The following is a 15551-nucleotide window of genomic DNA, read 5'->3' on the forward strand; positions in this document are numbered from 1 at the left end:
CGCCACACCCACCCCCTATGCGTAATTTGTCTGATTAGCGCGTATCGTCGCCGCATGCCCACGCCATACGGATCCCGCGGCGGCATGGCGTTCGGCGTGGAGGAGCTGCGTGTGCTCCGCCGCGCTCTCGCCCTCGCCCTCCACCCCACCCCCGCCTCGTCCGACGACGTCCAGGACTGCCTCCGCCTAGCAGAGTCGCTCGACGAGGCGACGCGGGAGGGAGCCCGGCTGCGTGCCTTCCTCGTGGCCGATCTCGGCCGGTACCGCGCCGCCCTGCCCGGCACCGCCGCCGGGTACCTCACCCTCCTGGACGAGGCCCTGGGTGCCGGATACCGCCCTCACCCCCACGACCTCACCGCCCTCCGCGCCCTGCGCGGCAACCCCACCGCCGCCGCCCTCCTGGACCGCTGCCGCCTGCTCGCCGAGCAACACGTACGCACCCACGCGCGGCAGCACTCCCGAACCACCCACCCGGTCACCCGGATGGCCCCCGCCGCTCCCACCGGTCCCGCCACCCCCACCGTCCCCGCCGCCCGCACCCGCCTGCTGGCCCTTCCGGGAGGCCTCTCCACCCCGGGGGACTCCGCCAAGGACACCCCGGGACAGCCGCCCGAGAAGAAGCCCGCCCGCAAGCCACCGGCCCCGAAACCGGCCCGCAAGCCCGCCCCGGCTCCGACCCCCGCCCCCGCCCCGGGCACCCCGAAGCCCAGCCGCCCGATCCCCACCCCGGGCGAGGTCTTCCCGCGCCGCAAGCCCACCCCGCCGCCCCCCTCGAACCCCCAGCAGCTCGCCGCGGGCTGACGTGGCTACCCTGGATCCATGGACTATGTCTCCGCGCTGCTGCCCCCGGTCGTCATGGCCGTCTTCTTCATCGGCGTGATCCGGGTGATCGTGAAGACGCAGGGCGGCGCCGACAAGGCCAAGGAGGACGCGGCCGTGGACGCCGCCCTCGCGCGCGTGGAGGGCGCCCGCCAGTCCTCCGCGAGCACCCCGAAGGCCTGACCGCCCCCACCCCCGCGCACCCCGCCGACGGCGTACGACTCGGCGCGGCCCGCCCACCGCGAGGCCCGCACCCACGAGTCGTACGCCCTTTTTGTTCCAGTTCGCCGCTGAAGCGCACGTCCGCCACGCCATTACCGAGATCTCCCACTATTGTTCTGAGCTGTGCCTCGCCCATTGGGAGAACTCGAAGACGCGGTCATGTCGCGGGTGTGGAAGTGGAACCGCCCGGTGACCGTTCGAGAAGTCCTGGAAGATCTCCAGAAGGAGCGGTCCATCGCGTACACCACCGTGATGACCGTTTTGGACAATCTCCATCAGAAGGGCTGGGTGCGCCGCGAGGCGGAAGGCCGCGCCTATCGATATGAGGCGGTCTCCACGCGCGCCGCCTACGCCGCGGCCCTGATGAACGACGCCTGGTCGCAGAGCGACAACCCCGCCGCCGCTCTCGTCGCCTTCTTCGGCATGATGAGCGAGGAACAGCGACAGGCACTCCGCGATGCCGTACGCATCGCCCAGGTCCCGGAAACCCAGGAACCGACCGAAGCGTCTGATTCGACCCCGGTCCCCGAGAACCCGGTCCCCGAGAACCCCGCCTCCGCTCAGGACCGCGGCGGGCGATAGCGTCCGCCCATGTCCGCGAAGAGCCCCGAAGCCACCGCAAAAGCCATCACCGTCCGACGGGCCCGCACCAGCGATGTCCCGGCGGTGCGCCGTCTCCTTGACGCCTACGTCCGCGGCGGCAACCTGCTCGACAAAGCAACGGTGACGCTTTACGAGGACATCCAGGAGTTCTGGGTCGCGGAACGGGACGACAACGCGGAGGTCGTCGGCTGTGGCGCCCTGCACGTGATGTGGGAAGACCTCGCGGAAGTCCGCACTCTCGCGGTGAAGCCCGGCCTGAAGGGCGCGGGCGTCGGACACCAGTTGCTGGAGAAGTTGCTGCACACCGCCCGCTGGCTCGGCGTTCGTCGCGTTTTCTGTCTGACCTTCGAAGTCGACTTCTTCGTCAAGCACGGCTTCGTGGAGATCGGTGAGACGCCGGTCGACACGGATGTCTACGCGGAGCTGCTGCGTTCCTATGACGAGGGTGTCGCGGAGTTCCTCGGTCTCGAACGAGTGAAACCGAACACCTTGGGCAACAGTCGGATGCTTCTGCATCTGTGATCGTCGGCGATTCGGGGATCGACACCTGCCCCGGTGCCCTATGTCCGAAACGCGCACGTTTCCGGACGGAGCCAGGGCTCCCGGTCTCTGCCTAGGGTTTGTGTTTTTCCGGCAAAAGCGGTTTGCTTTCCGACGTACTGCAGTACTGCATATAACAGGGGACGGCGATACGGCGGACGCCGGCACACTCCCCGGCCCTGAAGATATCGATGAAAGGAAATCCGGTGGCACAGAAGGTTCAGGTCCTTCTTGTCGACGACCTCGACGGTGGCGAGGCGGACGAGACCGTGACGTTTGCGCTGGACGGCAAGACGTACGAGATCGATCTCACCACCGCCAATGCGGACAAGCTCCGTGGCCTTCTCGAGCCTTACGTGAAGGGCGGTCGTCGTACCGGAGGCCGCGCTTCGGGCGGGCGCGGAAAGGCGCGCGCGGCGTCGAGCGGCAGCCAGGACACCGCGGCCATCCGCGCCTGGGCGAAGGAGAACGGCTACGAGGTCAACGACCGCGGCCGTGTCCCCGCGACCATCCGCGAGGCCTACGAGAAGGCCAACGGCTGAACAGCGGCACTACTGACCTTGCGTACGCAAGGCCGGCGGCTGGGCGCACGCGCGCCGCAGCCGGACCCGGTGGCAGTGCGTGGCCACCGTGTCCACCAGCCGTACGAGATCGGGGGCGTTTCCACCGCCCCCCAAGGCCGACAGCGTCGGCAGCGAGGCCTCGACCTCGCATCCCGGCTCGGGGGGCCGCAGCCACACGGCGGCCCCCTGGGAACCGACCGGGCCCGGGGGGAACGGCCGGCCGGTGAACGGCCCGGCCCTGACGGGAGCCGGCGCCAACTCGCAGGGCGACAAGGCGTCCGTCACACCCGTGGGCACGCCACCCGCCCCGCTCACCCCTCTCGCCTCGGCCGGCACCGGCGCCTCCATGGACCCGCCCGCGCCGATCGCGACCAGGTCGAGCGCCAGCGACCCCCACTCCAGCCACTCCAGCAGCCCGGGCAACTCCTCCGCGCTGCCGGCGGCCACCAGCAGCCGCATGCGGTCGTCCCGTACGGCGACGGGAGAGCCGGGCCCCAGGCGCGGCAGCGCCGCGTGTCCCGCCTCGGACGGGACGTCCAGGACGTCGAAGCGAACGCCCGCCGCCAGCCGCACCGGATCCCCGGGCACCGTCGGCCAGCCCAGTTCCCCCTCGTACCACCGCCGGACCTGACAGCCCTCGTCGAGCGGGCGGCGGGGGAGCGGGACGAGCGCGGACGCGGTCACGGGGTGCGGGGCGCCGAACATGCCAAGTGCAACCGCCGGAAGGACGTGCGAGTTACGCTGGGTTTCGCCGCGAGCGCACAGAGTGGCGAAACGGGGGCGTGCGGGGGGTGCCGGGAGGCGCAAGGTTGTTCGCCCGTAGCGGAGGGAACCGGGGCACCCGGCATGGACATCCGGGCTCTACGGGTAAGACATCCCTAGTGGGAGGGGGCGACACGCAGGAAAGGCCGTCTCACGTTCGCCATCGGCGTACTGGCGATGGGGGTAACTGCCTGGCCTGCGGGAACATCGTCTCGCACCATCGGGTTGGAGCAGATGTCGGCGTTCGGGGTCAGGAGGCCATCGACGGTGTCGGCAGTTGGAATGAGCGGTCCCCGCTTGCGGGACTAAGCTGCGGAAGGACAGGGAGGGGAAGTTCCCCCCACTGCCTGACCGCTCTGAGGAGCGATTAACGATGTTCGAGAGGTTCACCGACCGCGCGCGGCGGGTTGTCGTCCTGGCTCAGGAAGAAGCCCGGATGCTCAACCACAACTACATCGGCACTGAGCACATCCTCCTGGGCCTGATCCACGAGGGTGAAGGTGTCGCCGCCAAGGCCCTTGAGAGCCTCGGGATTTCGCTCGAGGCGGTCCGCCAGCAGGTGGAGGAGATCATCGGGCAGGGGCAGCAGGCCCCGTCCGGGCACATCCCCTTCACCCCCCGTGCCAAGAAGGTCCTGGAGCTGTCGCTCCGCGAGGCCCTTCAGCTGGGCCACAACTACATCGGCACGGAGCACATCCTGCTCGGCCTGATCCGCGAGGGCGAGGGCGTCGCCGCCCAGGTCCTCGTGAAGCTGGGCGCAGATCTCAACCGGGTGCGGCAGCAGGTCATCCAGCTGCTCTCCGGTTACCAGGGCAAGGAGACCGCCGCCGCCGGCGGTCCTGCCGAGGGCACGCCCTCCACGTCCCTGGTCCTCGACCAGTTCGGCCGGAACCTCACCCAGGCCGCTCGTGAGTCCAAGCTCGACCCGGTCATCGGGCGCGAGAAGGAGATCGAGCGGGTCATGCAGGTGCTGTCCCGCCGTACGAAGAACAACCCGGTCCTGATCGGTGAGCCCGGCGTCGGCAAGACCGCCGTCGTCGAGGGCCTCGCTCAGGCCATCGTCAAGGGCGAGGTGCCCGAGACCCTCAAGGACAAGCACCTCTACACCCTGGACCTCGGCGCCCTGGTCGCCGGCTCCCGCTACCGCGGTGACTTCGAGGAGCGCCTGAAGAAGGTGCTCAAGGAGATCCGCACCCGCGGCGACATCATCCTGTTCATCGACGAGCTGCACACGCTGGTCGGTGCGGGTGCCGCCGAGGGCGCCATCGACGCGGCTTCCATCCTGAAGCCGATGCTGGCCCGCGGTGAGCTGCAGACCATCGGTGCCACCACGCTGGACGAGTACCGCAAGCACCTGGAGAAGGACGCGGCCCTCGAGCGCCGCTTCCAGCCCATCCAGGTCGCGGAGCCGTCCCTGCCGCACACGATCGAGATCCTCAAGGGTCTCCGTGACCGGTACGAGGCCCACCACCGCGTCTCGATCACCGACGAGGCGCTGGTCCAGGCCGCCACGCTGGCCGACCGGTACATCTCGGACCGCTTCCTGCCGGACAAGGCGATCGACCTGATCGACGAGGCCGGTTCCCGGATGCGCATCCGCCGGATGACCGCGCCGCCGGACCTGCGCGAGTTCGACGAGAAGATCGCCGGTGTCCGCCGGGACAAGGAGTCCGCGATCGACTCGCAGGACTTCGAGAAGGCCGCCTCCCTCCGCGACAAGGAGAAGCAGCTCCTGGCCGCCAAGGCCAAGCGGGAGAAGGAGTGGAAGGCCGGCGACATGGACGTCGTCGCCGAGGTCGACGGCGAGCTGATCGCCGAGGTCCTCGCGACCGCCACCGGCATCCCGGTCTTCAAGCTGACCGAGGAGGAGTCCTCGCGTCTGCTGCGCATGGAGGACGAGCTCCACAAGCGGGTCATCGGCCAGGTCGACGCCGTCAAGGCGCTGTCGAAGGCGATCCGCCGTACGCGTGCCGGTCTGAAGGACCCGAAGCGTCCCGGTGGCTCGTTCATCTTCGCCGGCCCGTCCGGTGTCGGTAAGACCGAGCTGTCCAAGGCGCTCGCCGAGTTCCTCTTCGGCGACGAGGACGCGCTGATCTCCCTCGACATGTCGGAGTTCAGCGAGAAGCACACGGTGTCGCGGCTCTTCGGTTCGCCCCCCGGCTACGTGGGCTACGAGGAGGGCGGCCAGCTGACCGAGAAGGTCCGCCGCAAGCCGTTCTCCGTCGTCCTCTTCGACGAGGTCGAGAAGGCCCACCCGGACATCTTCAACTCGCTGCTGCAGATCCTGGAGGACGGTCGCCTGACCGACTCCCAGGGCCGGGTCGTGGACTTCAAGAACACGGTCATCATCATGACGACCAACCTCGGCACCCGGGACATCTCCAAGGGCTTCAACCTGGGCTTCGCGGCCTCGGGTGACACGAAGTCCAACTACGAGCGCATGAAGAACAAGGTCCAGGACGAGCTCAAGCAGCACTTCCGGCCCGAGTTCCTCAACCGCGTCGACGACGTGGTCGTCTTCCCGCAGCTCAGCCAGGCCGACATCCTCAAGATCGTCGACCTGATGATCGGCAAGGTGGACGAGCGCCTGAAGGACCGGGACATGGGCATCGAGCTCTCCCAGTCCGCCAAGGAACTGCTCTCCACGAAGGGCTACGACCCGGTGCTGGGTGCGCGTCCGCTGCGTCGCACCATCCAGCGCGAGATCGAGGACTCGCTGTCGGAGAAGATCCTCTTCGGCGAGCTGCGTCCCGGTCACATCGTGGTCGTGGACACCGAGGGCGAGGGCGAGGCCAAGACCTTCACCTTCCGGGGTGAGGAGAAGGCGGCCCTCCCGGACGTCCCGCCGATCGAGCAGGCGGCCGGTGGAACGGGTCCGAACCTGAGCAAGGACGCGTAAGCGTCACGGCTGAGTGAGAGGGGCCGGTGCTGAAAAGCACCGGCCCCTTTCGCATGCCCTGCGGCTTTACGACAGCTGCCCGTCGTAATCCGGCAGCTTGTACGTCTTCTCGGCATGGCCGCCCGAGAGATCGGTGGCGCTGTTGCCGATGTTCGCGATGATCGTGTAGCCCTTCTTCTCGACGTTCACGCGCTGGGCCGTCTTGTACTCGGCGACGTTCTTGAAGAGGTCGATGAAGTTCCGGACATAGAGGCCGGAGACCTGGTAACCGGTCTGCTTGAGGTTGTACTCGGTGAACGAGTAGATGATGCCCGGGCGGGCGGTCACGAAGAACAGGGCGACACCGTGCTCCTGGGCGTATCTGGCGGCCTCCAGGACCGGCTTGTTGGCCGGCTGCGGGTAACTGAAGCCGAAATCGGTCTCCAGCGTGGTGTTGTCGATGTCGAAGACGATCGCCTGCTTCTCACCCGGCTTGGCGGCCGCGATCCGCTGCTTCAGATAGGGCAGCGCCTGGGCCATCACCGCCTGGCAGTCCTTCTGCCAGGTGGCGTAGTCGACGTCCGCCGCGGCGGACGTGGCGGCGGCGGTGGCGGTCGTGGAGGCATGGGTGGGGGTCGTGGCGTCGGCCGGTGCGGCCATCGCCACCAGGGCTGCCGCCGATACGGCGGTCACCGATGCGCGGCGCAACCAGGGGCGTCGGGTCTGCATGTCGTGGGGGTCCTCTCACGTCAATGACGCTGCAACATGTCGTGTGCATGTTCGTGCGCGAGGGTGGCGCGAGGGGAACCGTAAGGTTACCGAACGGTAGGTGCCTAGAGGCGTGCGCCACATTTCCGGAATGGCTGAAGCGGGCCTCCGGTGACATGGCGCACAGGCGATATGTCCGTTACTAGACGGAATAGTTGCCAACGGGTGGGGAGGAAAGGGACTTTTGCCGCGCGAGGCAGGGGAAAGTGCAGTGCAGTGGGCTGATTCGTCCGCTATGACTGCCGTGTCAAGAGACGTGGAACACTGAACCAAATTACTAACTTCAGTCGTAGATCACGCTTTTTGGGGTTTGTCGGGCTTCGGGTTACCAAGGGATAGCCATTCGGCGAGCGTCTGTGCGCCGGGTGGTTTCTCCGTCCCCTTCCACACGAGGTTTCGATGTCCCAGCGCGTCACGTCCCGTTCTTCCCGTACGTCCCAGCTCCGCACCCGTGCGACCGTGCTGGCCGCCGGCCTTGGCGTCTCGGTCGCACTGGGAGCCGGGGTCGCGTCCGCCGCCGACACCACGTCCGCGTCCGGCGCCGCCAGTGCCGTCCAGGCGCAGGCCGCCGCCCAGGCCAAGCACGCCAAGGCCGAGGCCGTGAAGGCCGAGAAGGCCGCCAAGGTCGCCGCCGCGAAGAAGGCGGCCGAGAAGAAGGCCGCTGCCAAGAAGGCCGCCAAGAAGGCCAAGCCGTCCTGGGTCGACCCGGTGAAGAAGTACAAGCTCTCCGCGAGCTTCGCCCAGAACGGCGGCATGTGGCAGTCCACCCACAGTGGCCAGGACTTCGCCGTCCCGAGCGGCACCCAGGTCGTCGCCGCGCACGGCGGCACCGTGGTCAAGGCCGGCGGCAACGGCGCCGGTGACGGCCCCGCCTACGGCAACGCCGTCGTGATCAAGCACGGCAACGGCACGTACTCCCAGTACGCCCACCTGTCGAAGGTCACCGTGAACGTCGGCCAGATAGTCAAGACCGGCCAGGAGATCGCCAAGTCCGGCAGCACCGGTAACTCGAGCGGTCCGCACCTGCACTTCGAGATCCGTACGACCGCGAACTACGGCTCGGCCGTCGACCCGGTGAAGTTCCTGCGCGCCAACGGCGTGAAGGTCTGACGACCCCCTGACCCGTAAGGGCCTCTAGGAGCCCTCGGCTCCCCGGTGGGCCCGGGTCACCAGTTCGGTGGCGACCTCGAGGACGGCTTTGTCCTTCTCCTCGGGGTCGCCTTCGAGGTCCTGGAGCAGGAACATCCCGGCGTGCAGCGTGAAGAGCGCGCTGGCGCAGCGGACCTGGTCGACCAGGTCCGCGTCCGGGTCGACGATGATGTCGCGCAGCCTGTGGATGCGCGCCTTGAAGGAGTCGCCGATCCGCAGTTCCCGGACCGTCGCCTGGTTCTCGTGCATGAAGCGGAACAGCGGCGCCGCCTGGGCGAGCGTGTCGGCGTAGCGGCGGATGATCTCCTGCTTGGTCGCGAGGCCCCGCGGCTGCTGCCCGCCCCACTCGATCAGGTCCTCGATCGGCTGGGTGAGGTCCTCGAAGATGCTGACGAGGATCTCTTCCTTCGTCTTGAAGTGGTAGTAGAGCGCCGCCTTGGTGACGTCCAGGCGCTCGGCGATCTCGCGCAGGGACGTCTTCTCGTAGCCCTGCTCCGCGAAGAGTCCGAGGGCCACGTCCTGGATGCGCTGGCGGGTGTTCCCGCGGCGCCGCTGCCTGGTGCCGTCCATGGTGCCGCCCATCCTCCTACGCCGCCCGCTTTCCATAAAACTTACTTGACGCCCGGCTAGTTACGGGGCTAACTTCCGAGTGTAGTCACTAGCCGGTCGGCAAGTAAGTAGCGGTAGCTCAAGTAGCGGTAGCTGGGGGAGTGGGAAGCGATGGCGGACACGACGGACACACCGGCGGTCGACGCCGGCAGCGGGGGGAAACAGCCGAAGAGCGTGCGGGTCGTGCTGCTCGCGCTGATGATCGCGATGATGCTCGCGATGCTCGACAATATGATCATCGGTACGGCGATGCCGACGATCGTCGGTGAGCTGGGCGGGCTCGAACACCTCGCCTGGGTCGTCACCGCCTACACGCTCGCGACCGCGGCCTCCACCCCGCTGTGGGGCAAGCTCGGCGACATGTACGGCCGCAAGGGCACGTTCATGACGTCCATCGTCATCTTCCTGATCGGCTCGGCGCTCAGCGGCACGGCCCAGAACATGGGCGAGCTGATCGGCTTCCGTGCCGTCCAGGGCCTCGGCGCCGGCGGTCTGATGGTCGGCGTCATGGCGATCATCGGTGATCTGATCCCGCCCCGGGAGCGCGGCAAGTACCAGGGCATGATGGCCGGCGTCATGGCGCTGGCGATGATCGGCGGTCCGCTGGTCGGCGGCACCATCACCGACAACTGGGGCTGGCGCTGGGCCTTCTACATCAACCTGCCGCTCGGCGTCGTCGCGCTGGCCGCCGTCAGTGTCGTCCTGCACCTGCCGAAGAAGCGGTCCGAGGCGCGGATCGACTACCTGGGCGCCGCCCTGCTGACCATCGGCATCACCGCGATCGTGCTCGTCACCACCTGGGGCGGCACGGAGTACGCCTGGAGCTCCGCGCGGATCATGGAGCTGATCGGCATCGGGGTCGCCGCGCTCGTCGGGTTCGTGTTCTGGCAGACGAAGGCCGCCGAGCCGATCGTGCCGCTGCACATCTTCCGCAGCCGCAACTTCACGCTGATGTCGGTCATCGGCTTCATCACCGGCTTCGTGATGTTCGGGGCCACGCTCTTCCTGCCGCTGTACCAGCAGTCCGTGCAGGGCGCTTCCGCGACGAACTCAGGGCTGCTGCTCCTGCCGATGCTCGGCGCGATGCTCGTCACCTCGATGGTCGCCGGGCGCGTCACCACGAACACCGGCAAGTACAAGGTCTTCCCGGTCCTCGGCAGCGCCCTGATGATCGTCGGGCTCTACCTGCTCTCCACGATGGACACGGGCACCTCCCGCCTCACCTCCGGTGTCTTCATGGCCGTGGTCGGGCTCGGCATGGGCTGTCTGATGCAGATCACCATGCTGGTCGCGCAGAACAGCGTCGAGATGCGGGACATGGGCGTCGCGTCCTCGTCCACCACGCTCTTCCGCACCCTCGGCTCCTCCTTCGGCGTCGCGATCATGGGCGCGCTGTTCAACAACCGCGTCCAGGACGTCATGGCCGAGCGGGCCGGTGCGCTGGGCTCCAAGGTGACGGAGCAGTCGGCTCAGCTCGACGCGAAGGGCCTGGAAAAGCTCCCGGCGCTGGCCCGCGAGGCCTACCAGCACGCGGTCTCCGCCGGCATCCACTCGGCGTTCCTGCTCGGAGCCGTGGTGGCGGTGGTCGCGCTCGCGGCGGCGGTGTTCGTGAAGGAGGTCCCGCTGAAGGGAGCGGGACCGAAGACCTCGGACGACGACAAGACGGACGGCCCGGCCGCACAGACACCGGTCGTCGAGGCGGTCTGACCGCTCTCCAGCCCCTTCCGACCTGCTCCAACTGCTGACGAAGGCCCCGGACGGGACACACCCGCCCGGGGCCTTCGCCTTGCCGGGGAGCGAGGCCGGTGCCGCTGTAGGACTACGACCCCGGCAGCATCGGATAGCTCCCCGTGTTCGTCGGCGCGTGCTCCGGCAGCCACAGGACCGCCACCGCGCCCTCGGCGGGCAGCTGCTCCGGTGCTCCGGGCGTGCGGACGTTGCGGAAGGTCAGGCGGGCGCCCAGGACCCGGGACTGGCCGGCCGCGATGGTCAGGCCGAGGCCGTGGCCGTGGCCGGCCCGGTCCGTGCTGCCGGTGCGGAAGCGGCTCGGCCCCTCGGCGAGCAGGTCCTCGGGGAAGCCCGGGCCGTGGTCGCGGACCCGGATGACCCGGCCCTCGACGGTGACCTCGATAGGCGGCTTGCCGTGCCGGGCCGCGTTGGCCAGGAGATTGAACAGGACCCGCTCCAGGCGCCGCGGGTCGGTCGTGACCTCCGACTCGTGCACGACCCGCACCTCGATGGCCGGGTCCTTGGCCGTCACCCGCCGGGCGACGAACTCGCCCAGCATGATGTCCTGCAGCTCCGCCCGCTCCGAGGCCCCGTCCAGCCGGGCCACCTCCAGCACGTCCTCCACGAGCGTGCGCATGGCCTTCGCCCGGTCCAGCACCAGCTCGGTCGGGCGCCCCGGCGGCAGCAGCTCGGCCGCGGTCAGCAGCCCGGTCACCGGAGTGCGCAGCTCGTGCGCGATGTCGGCGGTGACCCGCCGCTCCGCCTCTATGCGCTGCCGCAGCGTGTCCGCCATGGCGTCCACCGCGCTCGCCAGGTCGTCGGTCTCGTCCCGGACGACCCCGCCCATGGCGTCCCGCACCCGCACGTCGGTCTCCCCGCCCGCGAGCTGATGGGCCGCGACCGCCGCCTTGCGCAGCCGCCGCGACAGATGCCCGCCGATGAGCACGCCGAGCGCGCTGCCGCCCAGGACGACCGCGATGGACCCGATGAGCAGGGCCTGGTCGAGGTCCTGGAGGATGTCCGAACTGCGGTCGGTGAAGCCCGAGTGCAGGGACATCACATGCCCGTTCTTCAGCGGCACGGCGGCCCATATGTCCGGCGAGCCACCCGGCCGGTCCGCCACATAGGTCGCCCGCTGGCCCACCTCGACCCGGTCCCGCAGCGCCTCCGGCAGATCCGGGTCGTCGATCTTGGTGTTGGGGAAGTTCATCCGCCCGGACAGCTCGAAGTTGCGCTGGGCGATCATGATGCGCTCGTCGGCGAGGTCGCGCGCGTTGTCCAGCATCGACACCCGCGCGGCGTTGTGCACGACCAGGCTCAGCGCGATCGCCACCAGCGCGCCGACCAGCGCGATGGCCGCGCTCAGCTTCCATCTGAGGCCCGTACGGATCCCCGCGTCTTCCACGCCCGAGGCGACCAGGCGCCGGAATTGCCCCCTCATACCCTGCTCAGGCCTTCAACTTGTAGCCGAAACCACGGACCGTCTCGATACGGTCCTGGCCGATCTTCTGCCGCAGCCGCTGCACGTGCACGTCGACGACGCGGGTGTCCCCGCCCCAGCCGTAGTCCCACACCCGCTCCAGCAGTTTGTCGCGGGAGAGCACCGTGCCCGGCGCCGAGGAGAACTCCAGCAGCAGCCGCATCTCGGTCGGTGTCAGCGCCACCGGCTGCCCGGCCCGGCGGACCTCCATGCCCTCGGTGTCGACCTCCAGGTCCCCGAAGGCCAGTATTCCGCCGCTCGCCGGGGAGTCCGGCTCCTCGGACCGGCCGCCGCCCGCGTGCCCGAAGCGGCGCAGCACGGCCCGGATCCGGGCGACCAGCACGGCCCCGTCGAACGGCTTGGTCACATAGTCGTCGGCACCCGCCTCCAGGCCCAGCACCACGTCGATGGAGTCGGCCCGCGCCGACAGCATGATGACCGGCACGGTCGACTCGTCCCGGATGCGGCGGCACAGGCTGACCCCGTCGAGGCCGGGAACCATGACGTCCAGCAGCGCGATGTCGGGGCGGTCCGTGCGGAACGCCTCCAGGCCCGACAGGCCGTCGGGCATCGCGGTGACCACGAAGCCGTCCCGTTCCAGGGCGAGCTGCGTGGCCTCGCGGATGACGTCGTCGTCCTCGACGAACAGAACGTGGGTCTGGTCTGCCATCCCGGTGCTCTCAGTCCTCGTGTGGGTCGTGGGGGTGCGTACCTGTCAAGGACGCACGGTCCGTCCTCTCAGGGGACGCACGGTCCGTGCATCGCGTTCACCCAGAGATCGGTCCGAGCGGCCCGATCGGTTCACGCACGCCGTGCCCGCGTCAGCTCGCGGGCACCGGCGACGGGCTGTCGCCGACGACCTTGCCGTAGTCGTTGTGCGTGCGGTACTTCTCGCTGAACCGGCCGGAAGCCCATCTGTACGTGATCACGTTCTCCCCGGAGGGGCTCGACACCGGGTCGCCCTTGTCGTACACCTGCTTGGTCACCACCAGGTCGCCGCGGTCGATCTCCGCGTAGACCGGGGGTTCCTCGGCCTTGAACACATTCTCGTACGAGCCGTCCCGCTCGCGGTACACATAACTGCCCACGCCCACCGCGTCACCGCAGGTCAGCACATTGACGACGACGTCGTCGGCCGTCCCGCCGGTCAGCTTGCCGTAGGACACGTCGACGGGATACTCGTCGGCCACGCACGGCTTCAGCTCGCGCTTCACCTCGGGGGAGACCTTGGGGTCGTCCTTGACGAGCCGGACCGCGTTCACGGTGTCGGGCGTCTTGGAGGGGGAGGCCGAGGGGGTGGCCGCGGTGGCGCCCGCCACGGCGTCGGCGTGCGCCGGGCCCTCGTCACGCGCGCCGGTGCCGCCGGTGCCACACCCGGACACGAAAAGGGCGAGGGCGGTGACCACGGCCGATGCCGTGCTCACCGCCTGGATGCTGCCCCGGGTCCGTGGGGACCCCTCGCCGGTCAGGCCGCGCACCGCTCCCGCTCCTCACGCTCCAGCGCGCGTGCGTCCAGATCGCGGGACTCCAGCTCCTCACGGAGCCGGGCGAGCGCCCTGTGCAGCGTGCTTTTGACCGTTCCGGCCGACATACCGAGGGCGGCGGCCGTCTCCTCCGTGGACATCTGCTCCCAGTGTCGCAGCACCACGACACTGCGCTGCTTCGGGGCGAGCACCTTCAGGATGTCCATCAGCAGGGCGCGGTCCGCGTGCTGCTCGGTGGCGTCGTCGACCGAGGCGTCCGGGAGCTGCTCGGTCGGGACCTCCTCCAGCTTGCGGGCCCGCCACCACTCGGTCCGCGTGTTGATCATCACCCGGCGCAGGTAGGCGTCCGCCAGCCGCTTGTCCTCGATGGTCTCCCAGCGGCCGTAGGTCCGCACCAGCGCCGTCTGCAGCAGGTCCTGCGCGTCCGTCGGGTCCGGGACCAGGCGGCGAGCACTGCGCAGCAGTGCGTCCTGCCGGGTGCGGACGTACTCCTCGAACTCGAGCACCTCGCCCTGCGCCATGGTGAACCGCCTCCCGTTTCCCCGTTCGGGCCGGCTCCCCGCCGCCCGTGCACTGCCTGTGTTCCTTGGTCGTCCCGTGTCTTCCGGGAACGTGTTTGAAGGTACGGAGGCGTTGTCACGGCGCTGTCCGAAGCAGCCTTCGGCTAGCACTCGGCTGTCCGTCGGTTGTGTAACGGACGTGGGAACGGGGAACAGCGGTGGGGGTGTTGAGGAGGCTATGGGGTGATTTGTCCACCTCGGGTCGCCGTCACGAAAGACCCGTGGCTGTGACCTGTCTGTACGTCAGGTCAGCGGCAGCCGGTACATCCCGCCCGCCAGCGGTTCCACCAAGCCGTCGGCGACCAGGCCGTCCAGGGCGCGGGCCCGCTGCACCGGCTCGTGCCACACACGGTCGAGCGCCGCCTGCGGAACCGGGACGTGGGCCTCCCGCAGCACGGCGAGCAGCCGCCCGCGGACCTGCCGGTCGGTGCCCGCGTAGGTCTGGCCGCGGCGCGGCGGCCCGTCGTGCTCCGGCTTGCCCGCCAGCCGCCACGCGCACTGCGCGGCGATCGGGCAGCGGTGGCACGACTCGCTCTTCGCCGTGCACACGAGCGCGCCCAGCTCCATGGAGGCGGCGGCCCAGCGGGCGGCGGTCGGATCGTCCTCGGGGAGGAGCGCGCGGGCCAGTTTGCGCTCGGCGGCGGTGGTGGCGTTCGGCGGGTACTGCACGCCGGTGACCGCCCGCGCGAAGACCCGGCGCACATTGGTGTCCAGTACCGGGTGCCGCTGCCCGTAGGCGAAGGAGGCGACGGCGGCGGCCGTGTACTCGCCGATGCCGGGCAGTGCCAGCAGCTGGGCGTGGTCGGCCGGTACGTCGCCGCCGTGCCGTTCCGTTATGGCGACGGCGGCGCCGTGCAGCCGCAGCGCGCGGCGCGGGTAGCCGAGCCGGCCCCAGGCGCGGACGGCCTCGCCGGGCGCCTCCTTGGCCAGGTCGGCGGGGCGGGGCCAGCGGGCCAGCCACTGCTCGTAGACGGGCAGGACGCGGCTCACCGGCGTCTGCTGGAGCATGAACTCACTGACCATCACGCCCCACGCCCCGGCCTCGGGGCGCCGCCACGGCAGGTCGCGGGCGTTGTCGTCGAACCAGTCGATGACGGGGGAGTGCAGGTCCTCGCCCGGGGGCGGGCCGGACGCGGGGTCGGTGGGGCCGGGGCTGGTGCGCGGGGTGTTCGTGGGAGCAGTCATGGCCATTCGATCCTGCCACGCGAGAGCCGCGAATCGGGCACACCGCGACCCGAGAGGCCGAGGTACCTGACGATCGGCAGCAGTGCCGCCCCGCTGTGCGCCGATAGCGTCGGCCCCACCGACCCCGCGTCCGGCTCGCCCGGGGCGCTCTGCTGAACGAGCCGCGCACGGTCTGGCCGCAGGCCGCCGGTGTGGCGGTGC

General features: G+C 69.6%; 16 protein-coding genes. 8 read left to right on the forward strand and 8 right to left on the reverse strand.

Annotation, left to right across the window (positions count from 1 at the left end; all coding sequences use genetic code 11):
- Nucleotides 1–84: 84 nt before the first annotated feature.
- The 5 genes from ACZ6I3_RS26085 to ACZ6I3_RS26105 all read left to right on the forward strand — a co-directional run bounded on the left by ACZ6I3_RS26085 (nt 85) and on the right by ACZ6I3_RS26105 (nt 2726).
- A complete protein-coding gene (locus ACZ6I3_RS26085; protein ID WP_469417848.1) occupies nt 85–801 on the forward strand; it encodes a hypothetical protein in 717 nt (238 codons plus the stop codon).
- An 18-nt stretch (nt 802–819) separates the two neighbouring features.
- Nucleotides 820–1002, forward strand: coding sequence for a hypothetical protein (locus ACZ6I3_RS26090; protein WP_449487902.1), 183 nt, complete (start codon nt 820–822; stop codon nt 1000–1002).
- A 198-nt stretch (nt 1003–1200) separates the two neighbouring features.
- Nucleotides 1201–1623, forward strand: a complete 423-nt coding sequence (locus ACZ6I3_RS26095) for a BlaI/MecI/CopY family transcriptional regulator (RefSeq protein ID WP_469417850.1) — start codon at nt 1201–1203, stop codon at nt 1621–1623.
- A 9-nt stretch (nt 1624–1632) separates the two neighbouring features.
- Nucleotides 1633–2166 carry an amino-acid N-acetyltransferase gene (locus tag ACZ6I3_RS26100; protein WP_189725877.1) on the forward strand — a complete coding sequence of 178 codons (534 nt, stop codon included), beginning with the start codon at nt 1633–1635 and terminating at the stop codon, nt 2164–2166.
- A 224-nt stretch (nt 2167–2390) separates the two neighbouring features.
- The gene (locus tag ACZ6I3_RS26105) at nt 2391–2726 is read left to right on the forward strand and encodes a histone-like nucleoid-structuring protein Lsr2 (RefSeq protein ID WP_010048839.1); all 336 of its coding nucleotides are present in this window, start codon (nt 2391–2393) and stop codon (nt 2724–2726) included.
- A gap of 9 nt (nt 2727–2735) precedes the next feature.
- Here the strand turns inward: ACZ6I3_RS26105 and ACZ6I3_RS26110 are convergent, their stop codons facing one another.
- The gene (locus ACZ6I3_RS26110; RefSeq protein ID WP_469417793.1) at nt 2736–3452 is read right to left on the reverse strand and encodes an SCO3374 family protein; all 717 of its coding nucleotides are present in this window, start codon (nt 3450–3452) and stop codon (nt 2736–2738) included.
- Nucleotides 3453–3882: 430 nt separating this feature from the next.
- Between ACZ6I3_RS26110 and ACZ6I3_RS26115 the strand changes: the two genes are divergently transcribed.
- Nucleotides 3883–6408 carry an ATP-dependent Clp protease ATP-binding subunit gene (locus ACZ6I3_RS26115; protein ID WP_469417795.1) on the forward strand — a complete coding sequence of 842 codons (2526 nt, stop codon included), beginning with the start codon at nt 3883–3885 and terminating at the stop codon, nt 6406–6408.
- Nucleotides 6409–6474: 66 nt separating this feature from the next.
- Here the strand turns inward: ACZ6I3_RS26115 and ACZ6I3_RS26120 are convergent, their stop codons facing one another.
- Nucleotides 6475–7116, reverse strand: a complete 642-nt coding sequence (locus tag ACZ6I3_RS26120; RefSeq protein ID WP_469417796.1) for an HAD family acid phosphatase — start codon at nt 7114–7116, stop codon at nt 6475–6477.
- Between the two features lie 438 nt (nt 7117–7554).
- Here ACZ6I3_RS26120 and ACZ6I3_RS26125 point away from each other — a divergent pair, with 438 nt between their 5' ends.
- A complete protein-coding gene (locus tag ACZ6I3_RS26125; protein ID WP_469417798.1) occupies nt 7555–8265 on the forward strand; it encodes a M23 family metallopeptidase in 711 nt (236 codons plus the stop codon).
- Nucleotides 8266–8289: 24 nt separating this feature from the next.
- Here the strand turns inward: ACZ6I3_RS26125 and ACZ6I3_RS26130 are convergent, their stop codons facing one another.
- The gene (locus ACZ6I3_RS26130; RefSeq protein ID WP_469417799.1) at nt 8290–8886 is read right to left on the reverse strand and encodes a TetR/AcrR family transcriptional regulator; all 597 of its coding nucleotides are present in this window, start codon (nt 8884–8886) and stop codon (nt 8290–8292) included.
- A 138-nt stretch (nt 8887–9024) separates the two neighbouring features.
- Here ACZ6I3_RS26130 and ACZ6I3_RS26135 point away from each other — a divergent pair, with 138 nt between their 5' ends.
- Nucleotides 9025–10620: an MDR family MFS transporter gene (locus ACZ6I3_RS26135; RefSeq protein WP_469417801.1), complete on the forward strand. Its 1596-nt coding sequence runs from the start codon at nt 9025–9027 to the stop codon at nt 10618–10620.
- Nucleotides 10621–10732: 112 nt separating this feature from the next.
- Here the strand turns inward: ACZ6I3_RS26135 and cseC are convergent, their stop codons facing one another.
- From cseC to ACZ6I3_RS26160, 5 genes are all read right to left on the reverse strand, one after another.
- Nucleotides 10733–12082: a two-component system sensor histidine kinase CseC gene (gene cseC / locus ACZ6I3_RS26140; RefSeq protein ID WP_469417803.1), complete on the reverse strand. Its 1350-nt coding sequence runs from the start codon at nt 12080–12082 to the stop codon at nt 10733–10735.
- A gap of 7 nt (nt 12083–12089) precedes the next feature.
- Nucleotides 12090–12791 carry a two-component system response regulator CseB gene (gene cseB / locus ACZ6I3_RS26145; RefSeq protein WP_469417805.1) on the reverse strand — a complete coding sequence of 234 codons (702 nt, stop codon included), beginning with the start codon at nt 12789–12791 and terminating at the stop codon, nt 12090–12092.
- Nucleotides 12792–12942: 151 nt separating this feature from the next.
- A complete protein-coding gene (locus ACZ6I3_RS26150) occupies nt 12943–13599 on the reverse strand; it encodes a hypothetical protein (RefSeq protein ID WP_469417806.1) in 657 nt (218 codons plus the stop codon).
- Entirely contained in the window at nt 13587–14126 is a 540-nt protein-coding gene (locus tag ACZ6I3_RS26155; protein WP_030251439.1) for a SigE family RNA polymerase sigma factor, read from the reverse strand. Before ACZ6I3_RS26155 ends, ACZ6I3_RS26150 begins: the two co-directional genes overlap by 13 nt.
- A gap of 282 nt (nt 14127–14408) precedes the next feature.
- The gene (locus ACZ6I3_RS26160; protein ID WP_469417808.1) at nt 14409–15350 is read right to left on the reverse strand and encodes an HhH-GPD family protein; all 942 of its coding nucleotides are present in this window, start codon (nt 15348–15350) and stop codon (nt 14409–14411) included.
- Nucleotides 15351–15551 lie beyond the last annotated feature (201 nt).

Source organism: Streptomyces sp. NPDC041940 (assembly GCF_055589465.1).